Source organism: Nocardia sp. NPDC052112 (assembly GCF_040680135.1).
Classification (GTDB): Bacteria; Actinomycetota; Actinomycetes; order Mycobacteriales; family Mycobacteriaceae; genus Nocardia.
In genome coordinates this window covers 275,878-289,962 of the sequence record NZ_JBFAWD010000006.1, presented here as the reverse complement: position 1 = coordinate 289,962, position 14,085 = coordinate 275,878, and the positions used below count along the sequence as shown (strand labels likewise).

16 protein-coding genes are annotated in these 14,085 nt (G+C 65.9%); 11 read left to right on the top strand and 5 right to left on the bottom strand.

The window, feature by feature from the left end; genetic code table 11:
• Nucleotides 1-87: 87 nt before the first annotated feature.
• The gene (locus tag AB0L58_RS14000) at nucleotides 88-1,137 is read left to right on the top strand and encodes an NAD-dependent epimerase/dehydratase family protein (protein WP_364386292.1); all 1,050 of its coding nucleotides are present in this window, start codon (nucleotides 88-90) and stop codon (nucleotides 1,135-1,137) included.
• On the opposite strand, the gene AB0L58_RS13995 is transcribed toward AB0L58_RS14000, so the two are convergent.
• Entirely contained in the window at nucleotides 1,134-1,379 is a 246-nt protein-coding gene (locus AB0L58_RS13995) for a hypothetical protein (protein ID WP_364386290.1), read from the bottom strand. The genes AB0L58_RS14000 and AB0L58_RS13995 overlap by 4 nt on opposite strands.
• 18 nt (nucleotides 1,380-1,397) lie before the next feature.
• On the opposite strand from AB0L58_RS13995, the gene AB0L58_RS13990 reads away from it, so the two are divergent.
• Entirely contained in the window at nucleotides 1,398-2,285 is an 888-nt protein-coding gene (locus tag AB0L58_RS13990) for a TIGR03621 family F420-dependent LLM class oxidoreductase (RefSeq protein WP_364386288.1), read from the top strand.
• 22 nt (nucleotides 2,286-2,307) lie between these two features.
• Here AB0L58_RS13990 and AB0L58_RS13985 read toward each other — a convergent pair whose 3' ends face one another.
• Complete coding sequence (locus tag AB0L58_RS13985) at nucleotides 2,308-2,733, bottom strand: hypothetical protein (RefSeq protein WP_364386286.1); 426 nt, start codon at nucleotides 2,731-2,733, stop codon at nucleotides 2,308-2,310.
• A gap of 114 nt (nucleotides 2,734-2,847) precedes the next feature.
• Here AB0L58_RS13985 and AB0L58_RS13980 point away from each other — a divergent pair, with 114 nt between their 5' ends.
• From AB0L58_RS13980 to AB0L58_RS13970, 3 genes are all read left to right on the top strand, one after another.
• A complete protein-coding gene (locus AB0L58_RS13980) occupies nucleotides 2,848-4,101 on the top strand; it encodes a transcriptional regulator (protein WP_364386284.1) in 1,254 nt (417 codons plus the stop codon).
• 89 nt (nucleotides 4,102-4,190) lie between these two features.
• Nucleotides 4,191-5,708, top strand: coding sequence for an aldehyde dehydrogenase family protein (locus AB0L58_RS13975; protein ID WP_364386282.1), 1,518 nt, complete (start codon nucleotides 4,191-4,193; stop codon nucleotides 5,706-5,708).
• The gene (locus AB0L58_RS13970) at nucleotides 5,708-6,112 is read left to right on the top strand and encodes a DUF779 domain-containing protein (RefSeq protein WP_364386280.1); all 405 of its coding nucleotides are present in this window, start codon (nucleotides 5,708-5,710) and stop codon (nucleotides 6,110-6,112) included. Before AB0L58_RS13975 ends, AB0L58_RS13970 begins: the two co-directional genes overlap by 1 nt.
• A 155-nt stretch (nucleotides 6,113-6,267) precedes the next feature.
• Here the strand turns inward: AB0L58_RS13970 and AB0L58_RS13965 are convergent, their stop codons facing one another.
• The gene (locus AB0L58_RS13965) at nucleotides 6,268-7,821 is read right to left on the bottom strand and encodes a succinic semialdehyde dehydrogenase (protein ID WP_364386278.1); all 1,554 of its coding nucleotides are present in this window, start codon (nucleotides 7,819-7,821) and stop codon (nucleotides 6,268-6,270) included.
• A gap of 174 nt (nucleotides 7,822-7,995) precedes the next feature.
• On the opposite strand from AB0L58_RS13965, the gene AB0L58_RS13960 reads away from it, so the two are divergent.
• From AB0L58_RS13960 to AB0L58_RS13935, 6 genes are all read left to right on the top strand, one after another.
• Nucleotides 7,996-8,364: a DoxX family protein gene (locus tag AB0L58_RS13960; RefSeq protein WP_364386276.1), complete on the top strand. Its 369-nt coding sequence runs from the start codon at nucleotides 7,996-7,998 to the stop codon at nucleotides 8,362-8,364.
• Between the two features lie 134 nt (nucleotides 8,365-8,498).
• Nucleotides 8,499-10,964 (top strand): nitrate- and nitrite sensing domain-containing protein, encoded by a 2,466-nt coding sequence (locus tag AB0L58_RS13955; RefSeq protein ID WP_364386274.1) that lies wholly within the window; start codon nucleotides 8,499-8,501, stop codon nucleotides 10,962-10,964.
• Nucleotides 10,942-11,337: a roadblock/LC7 domain-containing protein gene (locus tag AB0L58_RS13950; protein ID WP_062982063.1), complete on the top strand. Its 396-nt coding sequence runs from the start codon at nucleotides 10,942-10,944 to the stop codon at nucleotides 11,335-11,337. Before AB0L58_RS13955 ends, AB0L58_RS13950 begins: the two co-directional genes overlap by 23 nt.
• The gene (locus AB0L58_RS13945; RefSeq protein WP_364386272.1) at nucleotides 11,334-11,708 is read left to right on the top strand and encodes a DUF742 domain-containing protein; all 375 of its coding nucleotides are present in this window, start codon (nucleotides 11,334-11,336) and stop codon (nucleotides 11,706-11,708) included. Before AB0L58_RS13950 ends, AB0L58_RS13945 begins: the two co-directional genes overlap by 4 nt.
• Complete coding sequence (locus tag AB0L58_RS13940; RefSeq protein ID WP_364386270.1) at nucleotides 11,689-12,297, top strand: ATP/GTP-binding protein; 609 nt, start codon at nucleotides 11,689-11,691, stop codon at nucleotides 12,295-12,297. The genes AB0L58_RS13945 and AB0L58_RS13940 overlap by 20 nt, the downstream gene beginning before the upstream one ends.
• A gap of 368 nt (nucleotides 12,298-12,665) precedes the next feature.
• Nucleotides 12,666-12,821: a hypothetical protein gene (locus AB0L58_RS13935; protein ID WP_364386268.1), complete on the top strand. Its 156-nt coding sequence runs from the start codon at nucleotides 12,666-12,668 to the stop codon at nucleotides 12,819-12,821.
• A gap of 290 nt (nucleotides 12,822-13,111) precedes the next feature.
• On the opposite strand, the gene AB0L58_RS13930 is transcribed toward AB0L58_RS13935, so the two are convergent.
• Both AB0L58_RS13930 and AB0L58_RS13925 read right to left on the bottom strand, forming a co-directional pair.
• Nucleotides 13,112-13,609, bottom strand: coding sequence for a hypothetical protein (locus AB0L58_RS13930; RefSeq protein ID WP_364386266.1), 498 nt, complete (start codon nucleotides 13,607-13,609; stop codon nucleotides 13,112-13,114).
• Between the two features lie 39 nt (nucleotides 13,610-13,648).
• Nucleotides 13,649-14,065: an NUDIX domain-containing protein gene (locus AB0L58_RS13925; protein WP_364386264.1), complete on the bottom strand. Its 417-nt coding sequence runs from the start codon at nucleotides 14,063-14,065 to the stop codon at nucleotides 13,649-13,651.
• Nucleotides 14,066-14,085 lie beyond the last annotated feature (20 nt).

Sequence of the window (14,085 nt, the reverse complement as noted above, 5' to 3'; positions counted from 1 at the left end):
TGGACAGCCTAACTATGCAGTGCTTAGATTATCTGAGCGGCGCTCAGATGGGTTGGCCGCGTTCCCTCCTCGGAAGCGGGTAAGCATATGAGTTCACGGGTACTCGTCACCGGTGCAACAGGATTCGTCGCCGGGCACGTCATCGCGGAACTGCTCGAGCACGGATACGCCGTGCGCGGCACGGTTCGCGATCTCGGAAATGCGGATAAACGCGCACATCTGGTGGCACTCGCGGATCGGCTCGGCGGCGAGTTGGAGTTCGCCGCGGCGGATCTGAACGACGATGCGGGGTGGGCGGCGGCCGTTTCGGGCTGCGCATCCGTACTGCACGTGGCGTCACCGTTTCCGGCGACACCACCGGACGACGAACGGGAACTGATCGATACCGCGGTCGACGGGACATTGCGGGTGTTGCGGGCAGGCGCCGACGCCGGTGTTCAGCGGGTGGTACTGACCTCATCGATCGCCGCGGTGACCTACGGCCACGAGACGGATGCGGTGCGCACCGAGGCCGACTGGTCGGTGATCGAACGCAGCGCGGCCTATCAGAAGAGCAAGACGCTGGCCGAGCGGGCGGCGTGGGATTTCGCGGCGGATTCGAACCTCGAGCTGGTGGTCGTGAATCCTGGAATGGTGTTGGGACCGTTGCAATACGCGGCAACGAGCACCTCGCACGAACCGGTGCGCCGACTGCTCGCCCGGGATGCGCCGGGGTCACCGCGGGTGGGATGGGCAGTGGTGGATGTGCGTGATCTGGCGGTGGCGCATCGGCTCGCGCTGGAGGCTCCCGCAGCGGTCGGGAATCGGTATATCTGCGCGGGCGAACATGTCTGGATGGCGGAGATGGGGCGGATGCTGGCCGAGGAATTCGGACCGCGTGGCTTCCGCGTGCCGACTCGGGTGATCCCCGATGTCGTGGTGCGGGCGATTGCCCTGTTCGACAAAGGGATTCGATTGACCTTGCCGATGTTGGGCCGTACCGAGCTGCTCAGCTCCGAAAAGGCGCAACGGGAGCTCGGATGGTCGATGCGGCCGGTGCGAGAGACCGTGCTGGATACCGCGCAGAGTTTGATCGAGTTCGCCATCGTGCCACGGACGGCCGGTGCACCGCCGCGTCGGACCGCCGTGCACGCCTAGGGGCCCGGCGTGCTGATCGCGACACTCATCATCGGCACTATCGGGTTGGTGCGACGTTGGCTGGGCAGACGAACATCGGAAACGAAATCCGGTGCGCCGCAACGGCGCAATGCGGTGCGGCGGATCGTCGGTTCGGCCAGGCTGCGGCGACCGGGTCCGGTACTGGCGGCGGCAGCAACCTTGGCCGGAATGGTTTGGCTGGGTCTGGCGCTCACACCCTGCTGATCGACGGTTGGGCGCACGCTGGTAGACAAGGAGGGGTGGCGGCTGCGCGAAGCAAGTTCCGATTCGGTGTCACCCTGCTCGCTCCTCCTTCACGGGCGGAGTGGAAACGAAAGTGCCGCAGGGCCGAGGAACTCGGCTACGACGTGGTCGGTGTCGCCGATCACCTGGGGTTGCCCGCACCGTTTCCGGCCATGATTCTCGCGGCCGAGGCGACCGAACAGGTCCGGCTGACCACCCTCGTTTTGAATACGCCGTTCTACAACGCGACACTCTTGGCCCGCGAGGCCGCCACGGCCGATCTGCTCACCGATGGACGAGTCGAGTTGGGGCTCGGAGCCGGATATGTCCGAGAAGAATTCGAAACAGCCGGAATCACTTTCGAGAGCGCGGGCAAACGGGTCGAACAGTTGGCGACAACCGCCGCCACCTTGCGGCGGTTGTTCGCTGATCCGGAGCATCAGCCGCGTCCCGCGCAACCCGCGGGCCCGCCACTCGTCATTGCCGGCTGGGGCGATCGGCTGCTGCGGGTCGCCGCCGAATATGCCGATACCGTCGCGCTGCCCGCTGCCGCCCCGGCGTACAACGGTGGACCGCTGCAGTTCGTCGGGCCCGCCGGCACCGATGCGCGGATGGCATACCTGCGGGAGTTACTCGGGGCACGGGCCGAGGAGGTCGAGCTGAATATCCTGCTGCAGCGCGTAGTTCCGCCGCAGGAACGTTCGGCCGCACTGGAACTGTACGGTCCGCATCTGCCCACCGATGTCGCCGACCGGCCGGAGGAGTTGCCCGCATTGCTGATCGGGACGCCGAAGGAGATGGCGCGGCAGTTGGAAGAGCGCCGGGAGCGGTTCGGATTCAGCTATGTCACCGTGCTCGAGAGCAGCATGGAGCCGATGGGCGCGGTCATCGAACTGCTGCGCTGAGCGCCGGACACACCACAGCGGCTCAGTCCGCGACGTTGTGCGCGGCCAGCCAGTCCGCCGCACGTTTGCGCGAGGCGCGGCTGAGCCAGGCGTCCTGGATGACCTCGGCCAACTCCCGCTTGCCGAGTTCGCCGATGCGGCTGCCGCGCACCAGGACCGACAAATGCCCGTCGAAATGCGGTGTGGTGAAGAATGGTGAATCCGGATCCTGCACCAGCGCCAATTTGTCCGACTCCGAGGGCACCCAGATCACGATCACATCGGCATAGCGCTCACCGGTGTCCGGGTCGAATGCGTCGGGACGCGGATTGCGGAAGAAGACGAAGGATTTGCCGCCGACCTGGTAAACCGCATTGCCGTGCGGTCCGTCCACCCGGTTGACAAATGGCATGCCGGTGGCCAGTTCGTGCACGTCGGCCACCTCGGCTCGTCGCGAAACCCGCGCCATATCAGCAGCGTAGACCTCGTTCGAACCACATTCGAAACTTCAATGGGGAACGGTCGGTATGGCGTAGCACTCTCGACTGAACCCGTATGCGTACGCCATCATGAGATAGCGAATGTGAGTTCACACTCTAACGATGGGGTTGGCGAGGTGGCACAGTTCCACACCCTCACCCAACGACGGGCCGCACTGGAAAAAGAATGGGCCCGTTGGGCGACGGCTCCCGGCGACGCCTTCCGCATACCCGCGGGCTCGACCGCACTACGCACCGAGGTCATCCAATCCTGGCAGCGCTCGCTGACGACCGTCGATCCGAGTCGTACCGAGGCGCCCGGCCTGGATGATGTCCGCGATCGGTGGACCGAATCCCCACTGCGCCAGCCGATTACCGAACTGGCCGGTGATCTGCGCAGCATTTCCGAGGACTCCGGCTATCTCGCGGTGGTCACCGATGCCGCGGGCACCGTCCTCTGGTCCTGCGGCGATCGCGCGCTGCGCCGCAAGGCCGAGGCGGTGAACTTCGCGCCGGGCGGCTGCTGGGACGAAAGCCATATGGGCACCAACGGATTATCGCTCGCCCTGCACCACGACCGCCCGAGCACCGTATTCTCCGCCGAACATCTGGTCGCCGCGCTACACAGCTGGGTCTGCTATTCCGCGCCGATCCACGCTCCCGACGGCCGCCAGCTCGGTGTGCTCGATCTGTCCAGTTCCTGGGACCGCTCGCATCCGATGGTGATGACCTCGGTCCGCGCGCTGGTCACCGCCGTCGAGACGATGTTGCGGGCGGCCGCACCGACACCGGCACGGGGTGTGCGGCTCGAATGTCTGGGCGGCGCACGGCTGGTCCGCGACGGCAGACCGGTGCCATTGCCGCCGCGTCACCTGGAAATCCTGGCGCTGCTCGCTCTGGAACCCGACGGGTTCACCCCGAAACAACTGCAGGCCGCGGTCTATGGCGACCGTCCGGTGTCCTCCAGCACGCTCAAGGCTGATGTCTCACATCTGCGGCGCACCACCGGTGGTGAGATCAGCAACCGCCGCTACATGCTCACCGGTCCGGTCTCCTGTGATGCGGTCGATCTGCTCGCCGCCGTCCAGGCCGGCGATACCAGCTCGGCGGTCTGGCTCTACCGCGGCCCGCTGCTGCCCGGTTCGGACACTCCGGGTGTGCTGCAGTGGCGCAACCATCTCGATGTCGGTGTGCGCACCGCGGTACTGGCCAGCGACCGCGCCGATCACGCCGTGGCCTTCAGTGAGCGTTCCCCCGGGGATATCGAGGTGCACGAGCACGCGCTGGGCTTGCTGCCCGCCGACGATGTGCGCCGGGCCGTGGTCGTCGCCCGCTTGCACACCGCGCTGCGCTCCTGAGTCTCCCCTGTCACACCCGCACCAACCTCGCACCAACCTTCTCGGGACATAGTGGCCCGACAGGGAAGATTCGCGAGGAGCGCCCACCTATGATCTACGCCAAACCAGGGTCCGCCACCGGCATCGTCACCTACGCCAGCCGCTACGACAACTTCATCGATGGTGACTGGGCGGCTCCCATCGAGGGCAGATATTTCGAGAACCCCTCACCGGTCGACGGCGAAACCTTCTGCTCGGTGGCGCGCTCCGCCGCCGCCGATATCGATATGGCACTCGAAGCCGCACACAGGGCCGCCGAGAAATGGGCCGCCACCTCGCCGGCCGAGCGCGCCCATATCCTCAACAAGATCGCCGACCGGATCGAGCACAGCCTCGAACCCCTCGCCATCGCCGAAACCTGGGACAATGGCAAACCGGTTCGCGAAACCCTCGCCGCCGATCTGCCTTTGGCGGTCGATCACTTCCGCTATTTCGCCGGAGCCATCCGCGCCCAAGAGGGCAGCATCGCCGAAATCGATGTCGATACCATCGCCTACCATTTTCACGAACCGCTCGGCGTGGTCGGTCAGATCATTCCGTGGAACTTCCCGATCCTGATGGCGGCATGGAAGCTGGCCCCGGCCCTGGCGGCGGGCAACTGTGTAGTGCTCAAACCCGCCGAGCAGACCCCGGCATCGATTCTGCTGGTGATCGAGCTGATCGCGGATCTGCTGCCGCCCGGAGTTCTCAACGTGGTCAACGGTTTCGGCGTCGAAGCGGGTAAGCCGCTGGCGGCGAGTCCGCGGGTGGCCAAGGTCGCCTTCACCGGTGAGACCACCACCGGACGGCTCATCATGCAGTACGCGAGCGAGAACATCATCCCGGTCAGCCTGGAGTTGGGCGGTAAGAGCCCCAATATCTTCCTGCCCGACGTCATGGCCGCCGACGACGAATTCCTCGACAAGGCCGTCGAGGGCTTCGTGATGTTCGCGCTCAACCAGGGCGAGGTGTGCACGTGTCCCTCGCGCGCACTGATCCATTCATCGATCTACGACGAATTCCTGGCCCGCTGTATCGAGCGGACCAGAGCCATCAGGGGCGGTAATCCGCTCGACGACACGACCATGATCGGAGCCCAGGCCAGTAACGACCAATTCGAAAAGATTCTGTCCTATATCGATATCGGCAGGCGGGAAGGCGCCCGCGTACTCACCGGAGGAGAAGCACGCAAGGTGGACGGACTGCCGGGTGGCTACTATATCCAGCCGACGATTTTCGAGGGCACCAATACGATGCGGATCTTCCAGGAGGAGATCTTCGGCCCGGTGGTGGCGGTGACCAGGTTCGACACCGTCGAAGAGGCGACCATGATCGCCAACGACACCCTCTACGGCCTCGGCGCCGGAGTGTGGACCAGGGATATCACCACCGCGTACCGGATAGGCCGAGCGATCAAGGCCGGGCGGGTTTGGACCAACTGTTTCCACGCCTACCCCGCACACGCCGCCTTCGGCGGATACAAGAAGTCCGGCATCGGCCGGGAAAACCACAAAATGACGCTCGAACACTACCAACAGACCAAGAATCTGCTGGTCAGCTATTCACCGACAAAACTCGGATTCTTCTGATGCATGGCAGAGTAGCCCGGGTCGCCATCACCGACCGGGCGCGAGAAGTCTTGCGCCGGTTGATAGAACAGCACGGACCGGTGCTGTTCCACCAATCCGGCGGCTACTGCGACGGCAGTTCACCGATGTGCTTCGGGGTGCGCGAATTCCGGGTCGGCGGCGCGGATGTGCTGCTGGGTCGGCTGCCGTGGCATACCGAATTCTGGATCAGCGGCGATCAATTCGAACTGTGGAAACACAACCATCTCACCGTCGACGTGGCGAACGGGCGCGGCAGCGGGTTCTCGCTGGAGGCGCCCGAGGGCGTGCGGTTCATCATCAGATCGCGACTGCTGACCGATGAGGAGACGGCGGTGTTGGCGGCGGGACCGCCACCGCGGACGGGAGCCGATCGGATGAGTTGACTGCCGCGCCGGCAGTCGCCCAGTACCTGATTCACGCCCGCGCCGGTGCGTCCGCGGGCGACGAACGGGTGATCGGCCACGGAGGTCCGCAGCCCTGAGCCGACACCGCGAAGCCCCGCCGTCCCGCTGCAGACCGGGACGGCGGGGCCCGGCGGCTACCGGCCGGGCAGGAAACGGAAGCCGCGGGCGAGCGTCATCAGCAGCCGCTGCCACTTGTCCTGCGAAATCACCCGCGGCGCATCGAGATTCATAAATCGTGTGACCACAACGGTCTGCGGTTCGGTGAACTTCAACAGACCGTCCGGGCCGTGCCTGCGCCCGACACCGGAGATGCCCATACCGCCCATCGGCGCCGCGGTGGTGCCCCAGGCCGGGGCATACCCCTCGTCGACACAGACGGTGCCCGCGTGCAGACGCTCGGCGATGCGCTCCCCCGCGTCCTTGCTCTGCGCCCAAACACTCGCGTTCAGACCGTATTCGGTGTCATTGGCCAGGTCGATCGCCTCCTCGACAGTCTCGACCGGGTAGATGGAGACCAGCGGCCCGAAGGTTTCGTTGCGACCGCATTCCATCTCATCGGTGACATCGGCGAGCACGGTGGGTTCGAAGAACAGCGGTCCCAGATCCGGGCGCGCCTGACCGCCCGCGAGCACCTGAGCGCCCTTGGAGGTCGCGTCGGCGACATGTTTGGAAACGGTCTCCAGCTGGGCCTCGGAGATGAGGCTACCGATATCGGCCGAATAGTCATAGGCCGCACCGAGTTTCGCGGCCTCGAGGGCGGCCACGAATTTTTCGGTGAACTCCGCGGCGACCGCCTTCTCCACATACAGCCGTTCGATCGAGATGCACAGCTGACCCGCATTGGAGAAACAGGCGCGCACCGCGGCTTTGGCGGCCTTGTCCAGTTTCGCGCCGCGGGTGACGATCATCGGGTTCTTGCCGCCGAGTTCGGCGGAGAAGCCGATCAATCTGCGTCCGCACTGTTCGGCAAGGGTGCGCCCGGTCGCGGAGGATCCGGTGAACATCAGGTAGTCGCAGTTGTCCACGATGGCGGTACCGACCACGGTGCCCGGTCCGGGAACGACCGCGAGCAGGTCCCGCGGCAATCCGGCCTGGTACAGCAGTTCGGCGCTGGCCAGTGCGGAGAACGGGGTCTGGCTGTCCGGTTTGACGATCACCGCATTGCCCGCGAGCAGCGCCGGGATCGAATCGCCGATGGAGAGCAGCATCGGATAGTTCCACGGTGCGACCACCCCGACGACGCCCTTGGGCTGGTGGCGCACCGCCGCCCGATTGAGCACCGGGAAGGCGCCGGGCACGCGGCGCGCGTCGAGCAGATCGGGCGCGACCCTGGCGAAATAGCGGGCCGCGAACATCAGCCCCATGATCTCCTCCTGGGCGGCCCAGCGCGCCTTGCCGGTTTCGGCCTGGATCACGTCCATCAGGAATTCGCGCTGTTCGATGACCAATTCGCGGTATCGCTCGAGTACTGCGGCACGATCCTTGGCCGAGCGCACGGCCCAGCGGGCCTGCGCCGCCCTGGCCTTGTCGAATGCGGCCGCCACATCATCGGCGGTGCCGATCGGCACGCTGCCGAGCGGGTTGCCGGTGAATGTCTCGGCGATCGTTTTGCGCACACGGGCGTCCGGATCGGCGATCGCGGCGAGCGCACTCAGGCGCTCGAAGACTTCGGCATTCGGCGCGGGCATCGGTGCCTCCTACTTGTGAGTAACCCCGGGATACACACAACATACGCCGCCGACGGTCGCCGTCGTAGCCACTGCGCGGGGTTGGCCGATGACGACGCCTATTCGGCCGGAACTGTCACGTTCGCGCGACCGGATTTGTCTCATGGGCAGCTGAACCCAACCGAGGGAGGAACCATGAATACCGCACTCTGGATCGGGCAAATCGTGCTCGCCGCCGTGTTCACCGCATCCGGGATCGCGAAATCCACGCAATCCAGGGAGAAGTTGGTCGAGCTGGGCCAAACCGGTGTCGCGGTATACCCGACGCCGATCGTGCGCATGACCGCCTACGCCGAATTGCTCGGCGCCGTCGGCATTATCGTCCCGTGGTGGACCGGAATCGCGCCGGTACTCACCCCGCTGGCGGCGGTCGGATTCGCCGTGGTGATGATCGGCGCGATCAGCTCGCACATCCGCCTGCGCGAACCCCGCAATATCGCGATCACCACGACAATCCTGATCATCGCCGTCCTGGTCGCCATCGGCCGCTTCGCCGGCCTGTGATCGCGGTGGCGAGTCCATCGGGCTCGCCACCGCATTCGATTCAGGCGCACCGGACATCAGTTGCGATGTCAAATCCGGTCCCGCTCAGCGGGATGTGAGCAACAAAATGATCACAACGGGTTTAGATTATGGCGATGTTCAGAGCGAGGCTCGGGGTCCGAACACGGATTCTGGCGATCGCGCTCGTGCCGAGCCTGACTCTGCTCGTGGTCGGCGTGGGTGCGGCGGGATATCTGGTTGCCGAGGGAAATAAGGCCAAGGACTGGGCGTCACAGAATCAGCAGGCCATCCCCTCCACCCGCGAATTGCTGGAGGCGGTCCAGAGCGAACGTCAGCTGACGCTGTCGGCGCTGACCGGCGACGAGGCTGCCACCCCCGCGCTCGGAGTGGCCCGGATGCGCCTCGACGGCGCGCTGAAGGGCCTGATCGAGGCCTCGGCCGGACTGCGAGCGGTGGACGATTCGAAGATCGGTGACAACGCCGCGAACTTCATGACACTGTCGACGTCGATGAACCAGGTCCGCACGCTCACCGATGCGGGCACGTTGCCGGTCCCGGACGCATACAACTTCTACAACCGGCTGCTCGACATCATCGCCTTCGGCACCGAGATCGCCGAGCAGACCGCGCCGGATGCCGAGATCGGCGTGCATATCGCCGACGGTATGCGGATTTTCCTGGTGGCCGAGGCGATGTCGCGCAGCACCGCGCTCGGGGGCGTGATCGTCAATGCGAACGGGCCGACCCCCATCCCGCTCGAGGAGTACCTGCGCCAGATCGGCTTCTATCACGCCGAGGCCGCCAATCTGGCGGGCGAACTGGACCCGAAGCAGCAGGAGAGCCTGCACACGCTGATGGCGAGCCAGGCCTGGCAACAGCTGACTGCTGTGGAAAACGCGCTGGCCCAACACAATACGACAACAACGAGCAGCACCTCCGGCTCGTCGAGTTCATCCGGTTCCTCCAGCTCGTCGAGCGGCACCGGCAAACAGGCGACGCCGCCCGCCCTGCCGTTGAGCCCCCAAGAGTGGCACAACGCGGCGGCCGAGGTGAGCCGCGGGCTGATCGATGTGTGGATCGCCCAGAACAAGTACTCGCAGAAGCTGGCCGAGGACAAGGCCGCCGCTGCCACCGCGCGATCCGCGTGGGCCGGTGGCGGTGTCGTGGTGGTCAGCCTGCTGGCATTCGTGATCGCGATCGTGCTGGCCAACCGAGTCATCCACAGGCTCAAACGACTTCGCGGCGAAACCCTCGCGCTGGCCGATGAGCGGCTGCCCGAGTTGATGCGCAGGCTCAGCGAAGGTGAACTCATCGATCCGGCCGCCGAATCCGCGGAACTGGATTACGGTCACGACGAAATCGGCCAGGTAGCCAAGGCCTTCCAGCACGCGCATGCCGCGGCCGTGGCGGGCGCGGTGACCGAGGCCCGCACCCGTGAGGGTGTCAAGGCGGTCTTCCTGAATATCGCGCACCGCAGCCAGATCGTGGTGCACCGGCAACTGGAGATCCTCGACAAGGCAGAAGAGCGCCAAGAGGATCCGGCCCTGCTGGACACCCTGTTCCGGCTCGATCACCTCGCCACCAGGGAACGCCGCAATGCCGAGAACCTGATCATCCTCGGTGGCGGTCAGCCGGGCCGTCAGTGGCGCAACCCGGTACCGCTCATCGATCTGGTGCGCAGCGCGGTCGGCGAGACCCTCGACTACGCCAGGGTGCGCGTCTCCCGGCTGCCCGAAACCCATGTGCTCGGCACGGTGGTGGCCGACCTCATCCATCTGCTCGCCGAACTGGTGGACAACGCGACCTCGTTCTCACCGCCCCAGTCGCGGGTCGAGGTGAGCGGCAATGTGGTCGGCAAGGGCGTGGTCGTCGAGATCAGCGACCAGGGCATGGGCATGACGGAGTCCGAAATCGCCCGCGTGAACGAGATGCTGCGCAATCCACCGGATTTCGGCGTGGCGGCATTGTCTTCGGATTCCCGGCTCGGCCTGTTCGTGGTCGCGCAGCTGGCCCACCGGCACGGGGTCTCGATCCGGCTGTCGGAGTCCGACTACGGCGGCATCCGCGCCATCGTGCTCATCCCGTCGGTCCTACTCGCCGATGAACAAGCCGCCCTGACAGCGGGTTCCGAGCCGCTGGAATCGGCACGCCGACGTCGGCATCCGGTCCCGTTCGTGGAATCCTCCCCCTACGGTGGCGCCGACACCGAGTCCACGGTGCTCACCGCGCCGCCGCTGGCACCGCCCACCGTCGAGGCACCGGCACCGCGCCCCGCGTTCGAGGCGCCGCAGCCCACCGCGGCGGACACGAGGCCCGCGCTGCCGCGCCGGAACCGGCAGGCCAGTATCGCACCGCAATTGGCGCAGCCGACCTCGGCCGAGCCCGAAGCGCAGCAGCCGCCGGAGCGGGAGCGTTCGGCGGAGCAGGCCCGAGATCTGATGTCCGCCATCGAGAACGGGACCAGGCAGGGCCGCCGCGCCGTCCCCGATGCCGTGCTGCCCGAGGTGGCGGCCGCCGAGCAATTCGGCACATTTCAGGGACCGAGCGGTAAACACTCGGATGAACAGGAAGGCAACGGTGACTTCTTCCAGCCCCGGTGATCTCAACTGGCTGCTCGACGATCTCGTCGATCGACTGGCCGGCGTGCGCTATGCGGTCGTGCTGTCCACCGACGGCCTGCTGCTAGGCCGCTCCACCGCGATGACCCGCGAGGACGCCGAACATTTCGCCGCCATGTCCTCCACGCTCTATGGTCTGGCCCGCAGTGCGGGCAGCCGCTTCGACGGCGGCGGGGTCCGCCAGGCGGTGATCGAACTCGATCGTGCGGTACTGTTCGTGACCTCCGCAGGTGACAATGCCTGCCTGGCACTGCAGGCGGCCGAATCGGCCAATCTCGGGATGGTGGCCTACGAAATGAATGTCACCGTCCAACGCGTCGGCACCTATCTATCCACCCCAGCGCGTTTACCATGACACATAGCGGTGGGCAATGGTTCGACGAAGAGGCCGGTCCGCTGGTCCGGCCTTATGCGGTCACTCGCGGGCGGGTGATGGGAGCAGGCCATGATCTGGACATGCTCACCGTGGTCGTCACGGCCGATCCGCCGCGTACCCTGCGGCGGACCGATCCGGAATACGCGGATATCGTGCGGCTGTGCCGCGCACCGCAATCGGTCGCCGAAGTGGCGTCCTATCTGAAACTTCCCTTGGCGGTGACCAAGATTCTCGTCGGCGATCTGATCGGCGAGGGCCACTTGATCTTCCGGGCTCCGGTGCAGCCGGAGGCGGGTCCCGGCGATCTCAACATATTGCGAGCGGTACTGGATGGCATCCGAAAGCTTTGACCCGACCCGACCCGGTGCGACACCGCAGCTGGCCGCCTCGGTCAAAATTCTCATCGCCGGTGGTTTCGGCGTCGGCAAGACAACCATGGTGTCGGCGATCAGCGAGGTCGCCCCATTGCGCACCGAGGAGTTGATCACCGAGGTCAGCACCGGCGTCGACGACCTGTCCGGCGTCGAACAGAAGACCACGACAACGGTCGCACTGGACTTCGGCCGTATCACCATCGACCGCGACCTGGTGCTCTACCTGTTCGGCACGCCTGGCCAGGACCGGTTCTGGTTCCTCTGGGACGAACTCTCACGCGGCGCACTGGGCGCGGTCGTCATCGCCGACACCCGACGGCTCAGCAATTCCTTTGCCGCAGTGGACTTCTTCGAACGGCGCGGGCTGGCTTTCCTGGTCGCGGTGAACTGCTTCGACGGTGCACCGGTCTACACCGTCGACGAGGTCCGCGACGCGCTCGATCTCGACGACCACATCCCGGTCATGCTGTGCGATGCCCGGGACCGCGCCTCCGCCAAGGAGGTGCTGCTGAGCCTGGTGCAACACCTCATCGAACGGGCGGGGCGGGCTCCGGTCGCCACCTGATCGCGGCTACCGGTATTCCAGCCGGGTGCTGATGTGGTGGCCGGTGATGCCGTCGACCTTCCAGTCGTTGAGGCAGCCGACGAAGGTCTCGGCGTCGAAACGGACGATGGCACGGGTGTTCTCGGCATTGCGGTCGGTGCGGAATTTCCTGCGGCGGTATCAGTGCCAGCACAACCGGAAGTTCCTCGATGATTCGGTCCGCCGAAATACCCTGGGTGCGTGCGCGAGACATGGCGGTCAGTGCCATGGACGCGGCGGTCGGGGCGGATTCGCCGCGCTCGGCCAGCATTCCGGCCAATGCCTCGTAGCCGTGCAGGGCGGTCAGTGTGGTCCGGGCATTGTCGAGGACGGCCAGCACGGTGCGGCCGGTGACCGGATCCGCGGTGAAGATCAACCCCACCCCAGACCGCGTCGAGGTAGGGCTGCACGAGTACCGCCATGGGCGCGATATCGCCGCCGGAGGCGAGGACCTCGTCGACGGCTTCCTGGAATCCGGGCCAGTCGCGCATCCAGGACCGAGCTGAACAAGCCCGCCATGGATTCTTCGGCGCCGTCCTCTGCCACCGAGGACGAGCGCACGACCAGCGATTTCGCGCCGCTACGGGACGGTGCGCGCCATTCGGTTTCGGGTGGTCGGGCGGTAGTCGACCAGGCGGTGGTCAGGACGAAGCCCTGGAGGACGGGCAGGCCCTGTCAAGGAATGAACGTTCGTTTTAGCCGTAGCGGACGCCACTATTCGCAGATCTGGAGTCGGCGATCGATCGGAGTCGGCTCGAAAGATTGTGTTGCATCCGCTGCAACACCATTCGCCGACTCAGACTTGACGCAACCAGGCGATGAACAGCAGCACGCCACCGGCGGCCAGCAGCAGCGATACCGGAATCGGCCACCACGGGCCATATCTTCCGAGCAACCGGCGGGTCAGGCGCACCTGCACCGCACCGAGTCCGGCCAGTACCAGGCCCCAGGCGGGTAGTAGCCCGACCCCGAGCAGTGCGTGTACCGCCCAGGCTCCGGCCAGCGTCGGACCACCCCATGAGTGTTCGAGATCGTTGTCCGCGATGAGCGGATAGCCGATTCCGCGCACCGCGGCGATAGCCGCCAGGAAGGCCAGAAACCAGGTCAGCACGCCGAGCACGCCGGCAAGCACCGAATGCGCAGTCGCGCGCACTGCCAGACGATCTCGCGGTGCGATGAAGATGCCGAGCAGTCGGCGCGGGACCCGGAATCGGCTCGCGATGGGGCCGAGGCCGATCACGGGCGCAACCAACGCGTATGCGGCCCAACGCAACAGTGAGCGAACCGTGGTCATGCCATCGACCGTATCCCCCGCGGCGCGGACGCGGGCACCTCAGGCCAATCGGCCCGCATCGACGAGGTCGTCGAACAGCAGCTGATCAACCGGCGGCACCAGCGCGCGATCCGCGTAACGGAACCATGCGACCTCTTCGATCTCGCTGCTGGCCACGAGGGTGCCGCGATAGTCGGCGGTATAGCAGCTCATCCGAACAACCACATCACTGGCCGGTCCGTGCAGTGCGGCCTCGTAGGTGCCGACGTGGGCGACGGTTTCCGGAAGCAGTGCGACGGTCAACTCCTCTTCGATCTCGCGCAGTAGCGTCTGCAGATCGGATTCAGCGCCCTCGCGTTTCCCGCCCGGAATGTAGAAGATGTCCTTGCCCTTGGGGCGCGCACACAGGATGCGGCCGCCCTCGATGCGTACCCACGCGACCGTGTCGATCAGCTTGCGCACTCGCCCATCCGCCACCGCCGCAGCCTAATAGACGT

Bases quoted from the DNA above. Each gene is read 5' to 3' on its own strand.
- AB0L58_RS14000 (WP_364386292.1), top strand. From the start codon at position 88: ATGAGTTCACGGGTACTCGTCACCGGTGCAACAGGATTCGTCGCCGGG.
- AB0L58_RS13985 (WP_364386286.1), bottom strand. From the start codon at position 2,733: ATGGCGCGGGTTTCGCGACGAGCCGAGGTGGCCGACGTGCACGAACTG.
- AB0L58_RS13975 (WP_364386282.1), top strand. From the start codon at position 4,191: ATGATCTACGCCAAACCAGGGTCCGCCACCGGCATCGTCACCTACGCC.
- AB0L58_RS13970 (WP_364386280.1), top strand. From the start codon at position 5,708: ATGCATGGCAGAGTAGCCCGGGTCGCCATCACCGACCGGGCGCGAGAA.
- AB0L58_RS13965 (WP_364386278.1), bottom strand. From the start codon at position 7,821: ATGCCCGCGCCGAATGCCGAAGTCTTCGAGCGCCTGAGTGCGCTCGCC.
- AB0L58_RS13960 (WP_364386276.1), top strand. From the start codon at position 7,996: ATGAATACCGCACTCTGGATCGGGCAAATCGTGCTCGCCGCCGTGTTC.
- AB0L58_RS13955 (WP_364386274.1), top strand. From the start codon at position 8,499: ATGTTCAGAGCGAGGCTCGGGGTCCGAACACGGATTCTGGCGATCGCG.
- AB0L58_RS13945 (WP_364386272.1), top strand. From the start codon at position 11,334: ATGACACATAGCGGTGGGCAATGGTTCGACGAAGAGGCCGGTCCGCTG.
- AB0L58_RS13940 (WP_364386270.1), top strand. From the start codon at position 11,689: ATGGCATCCGAAAGCTTTGACCCGACCCGACCCGGTGCGACACCGCAG.
- AB0L58_RS13930 (WP_364386266.1), bottom strand. From the start codon at position 13,609: ATGACCACGGTTCGCTCACTGTTGCGTTGGGCCGCATACGCGTTGGTT.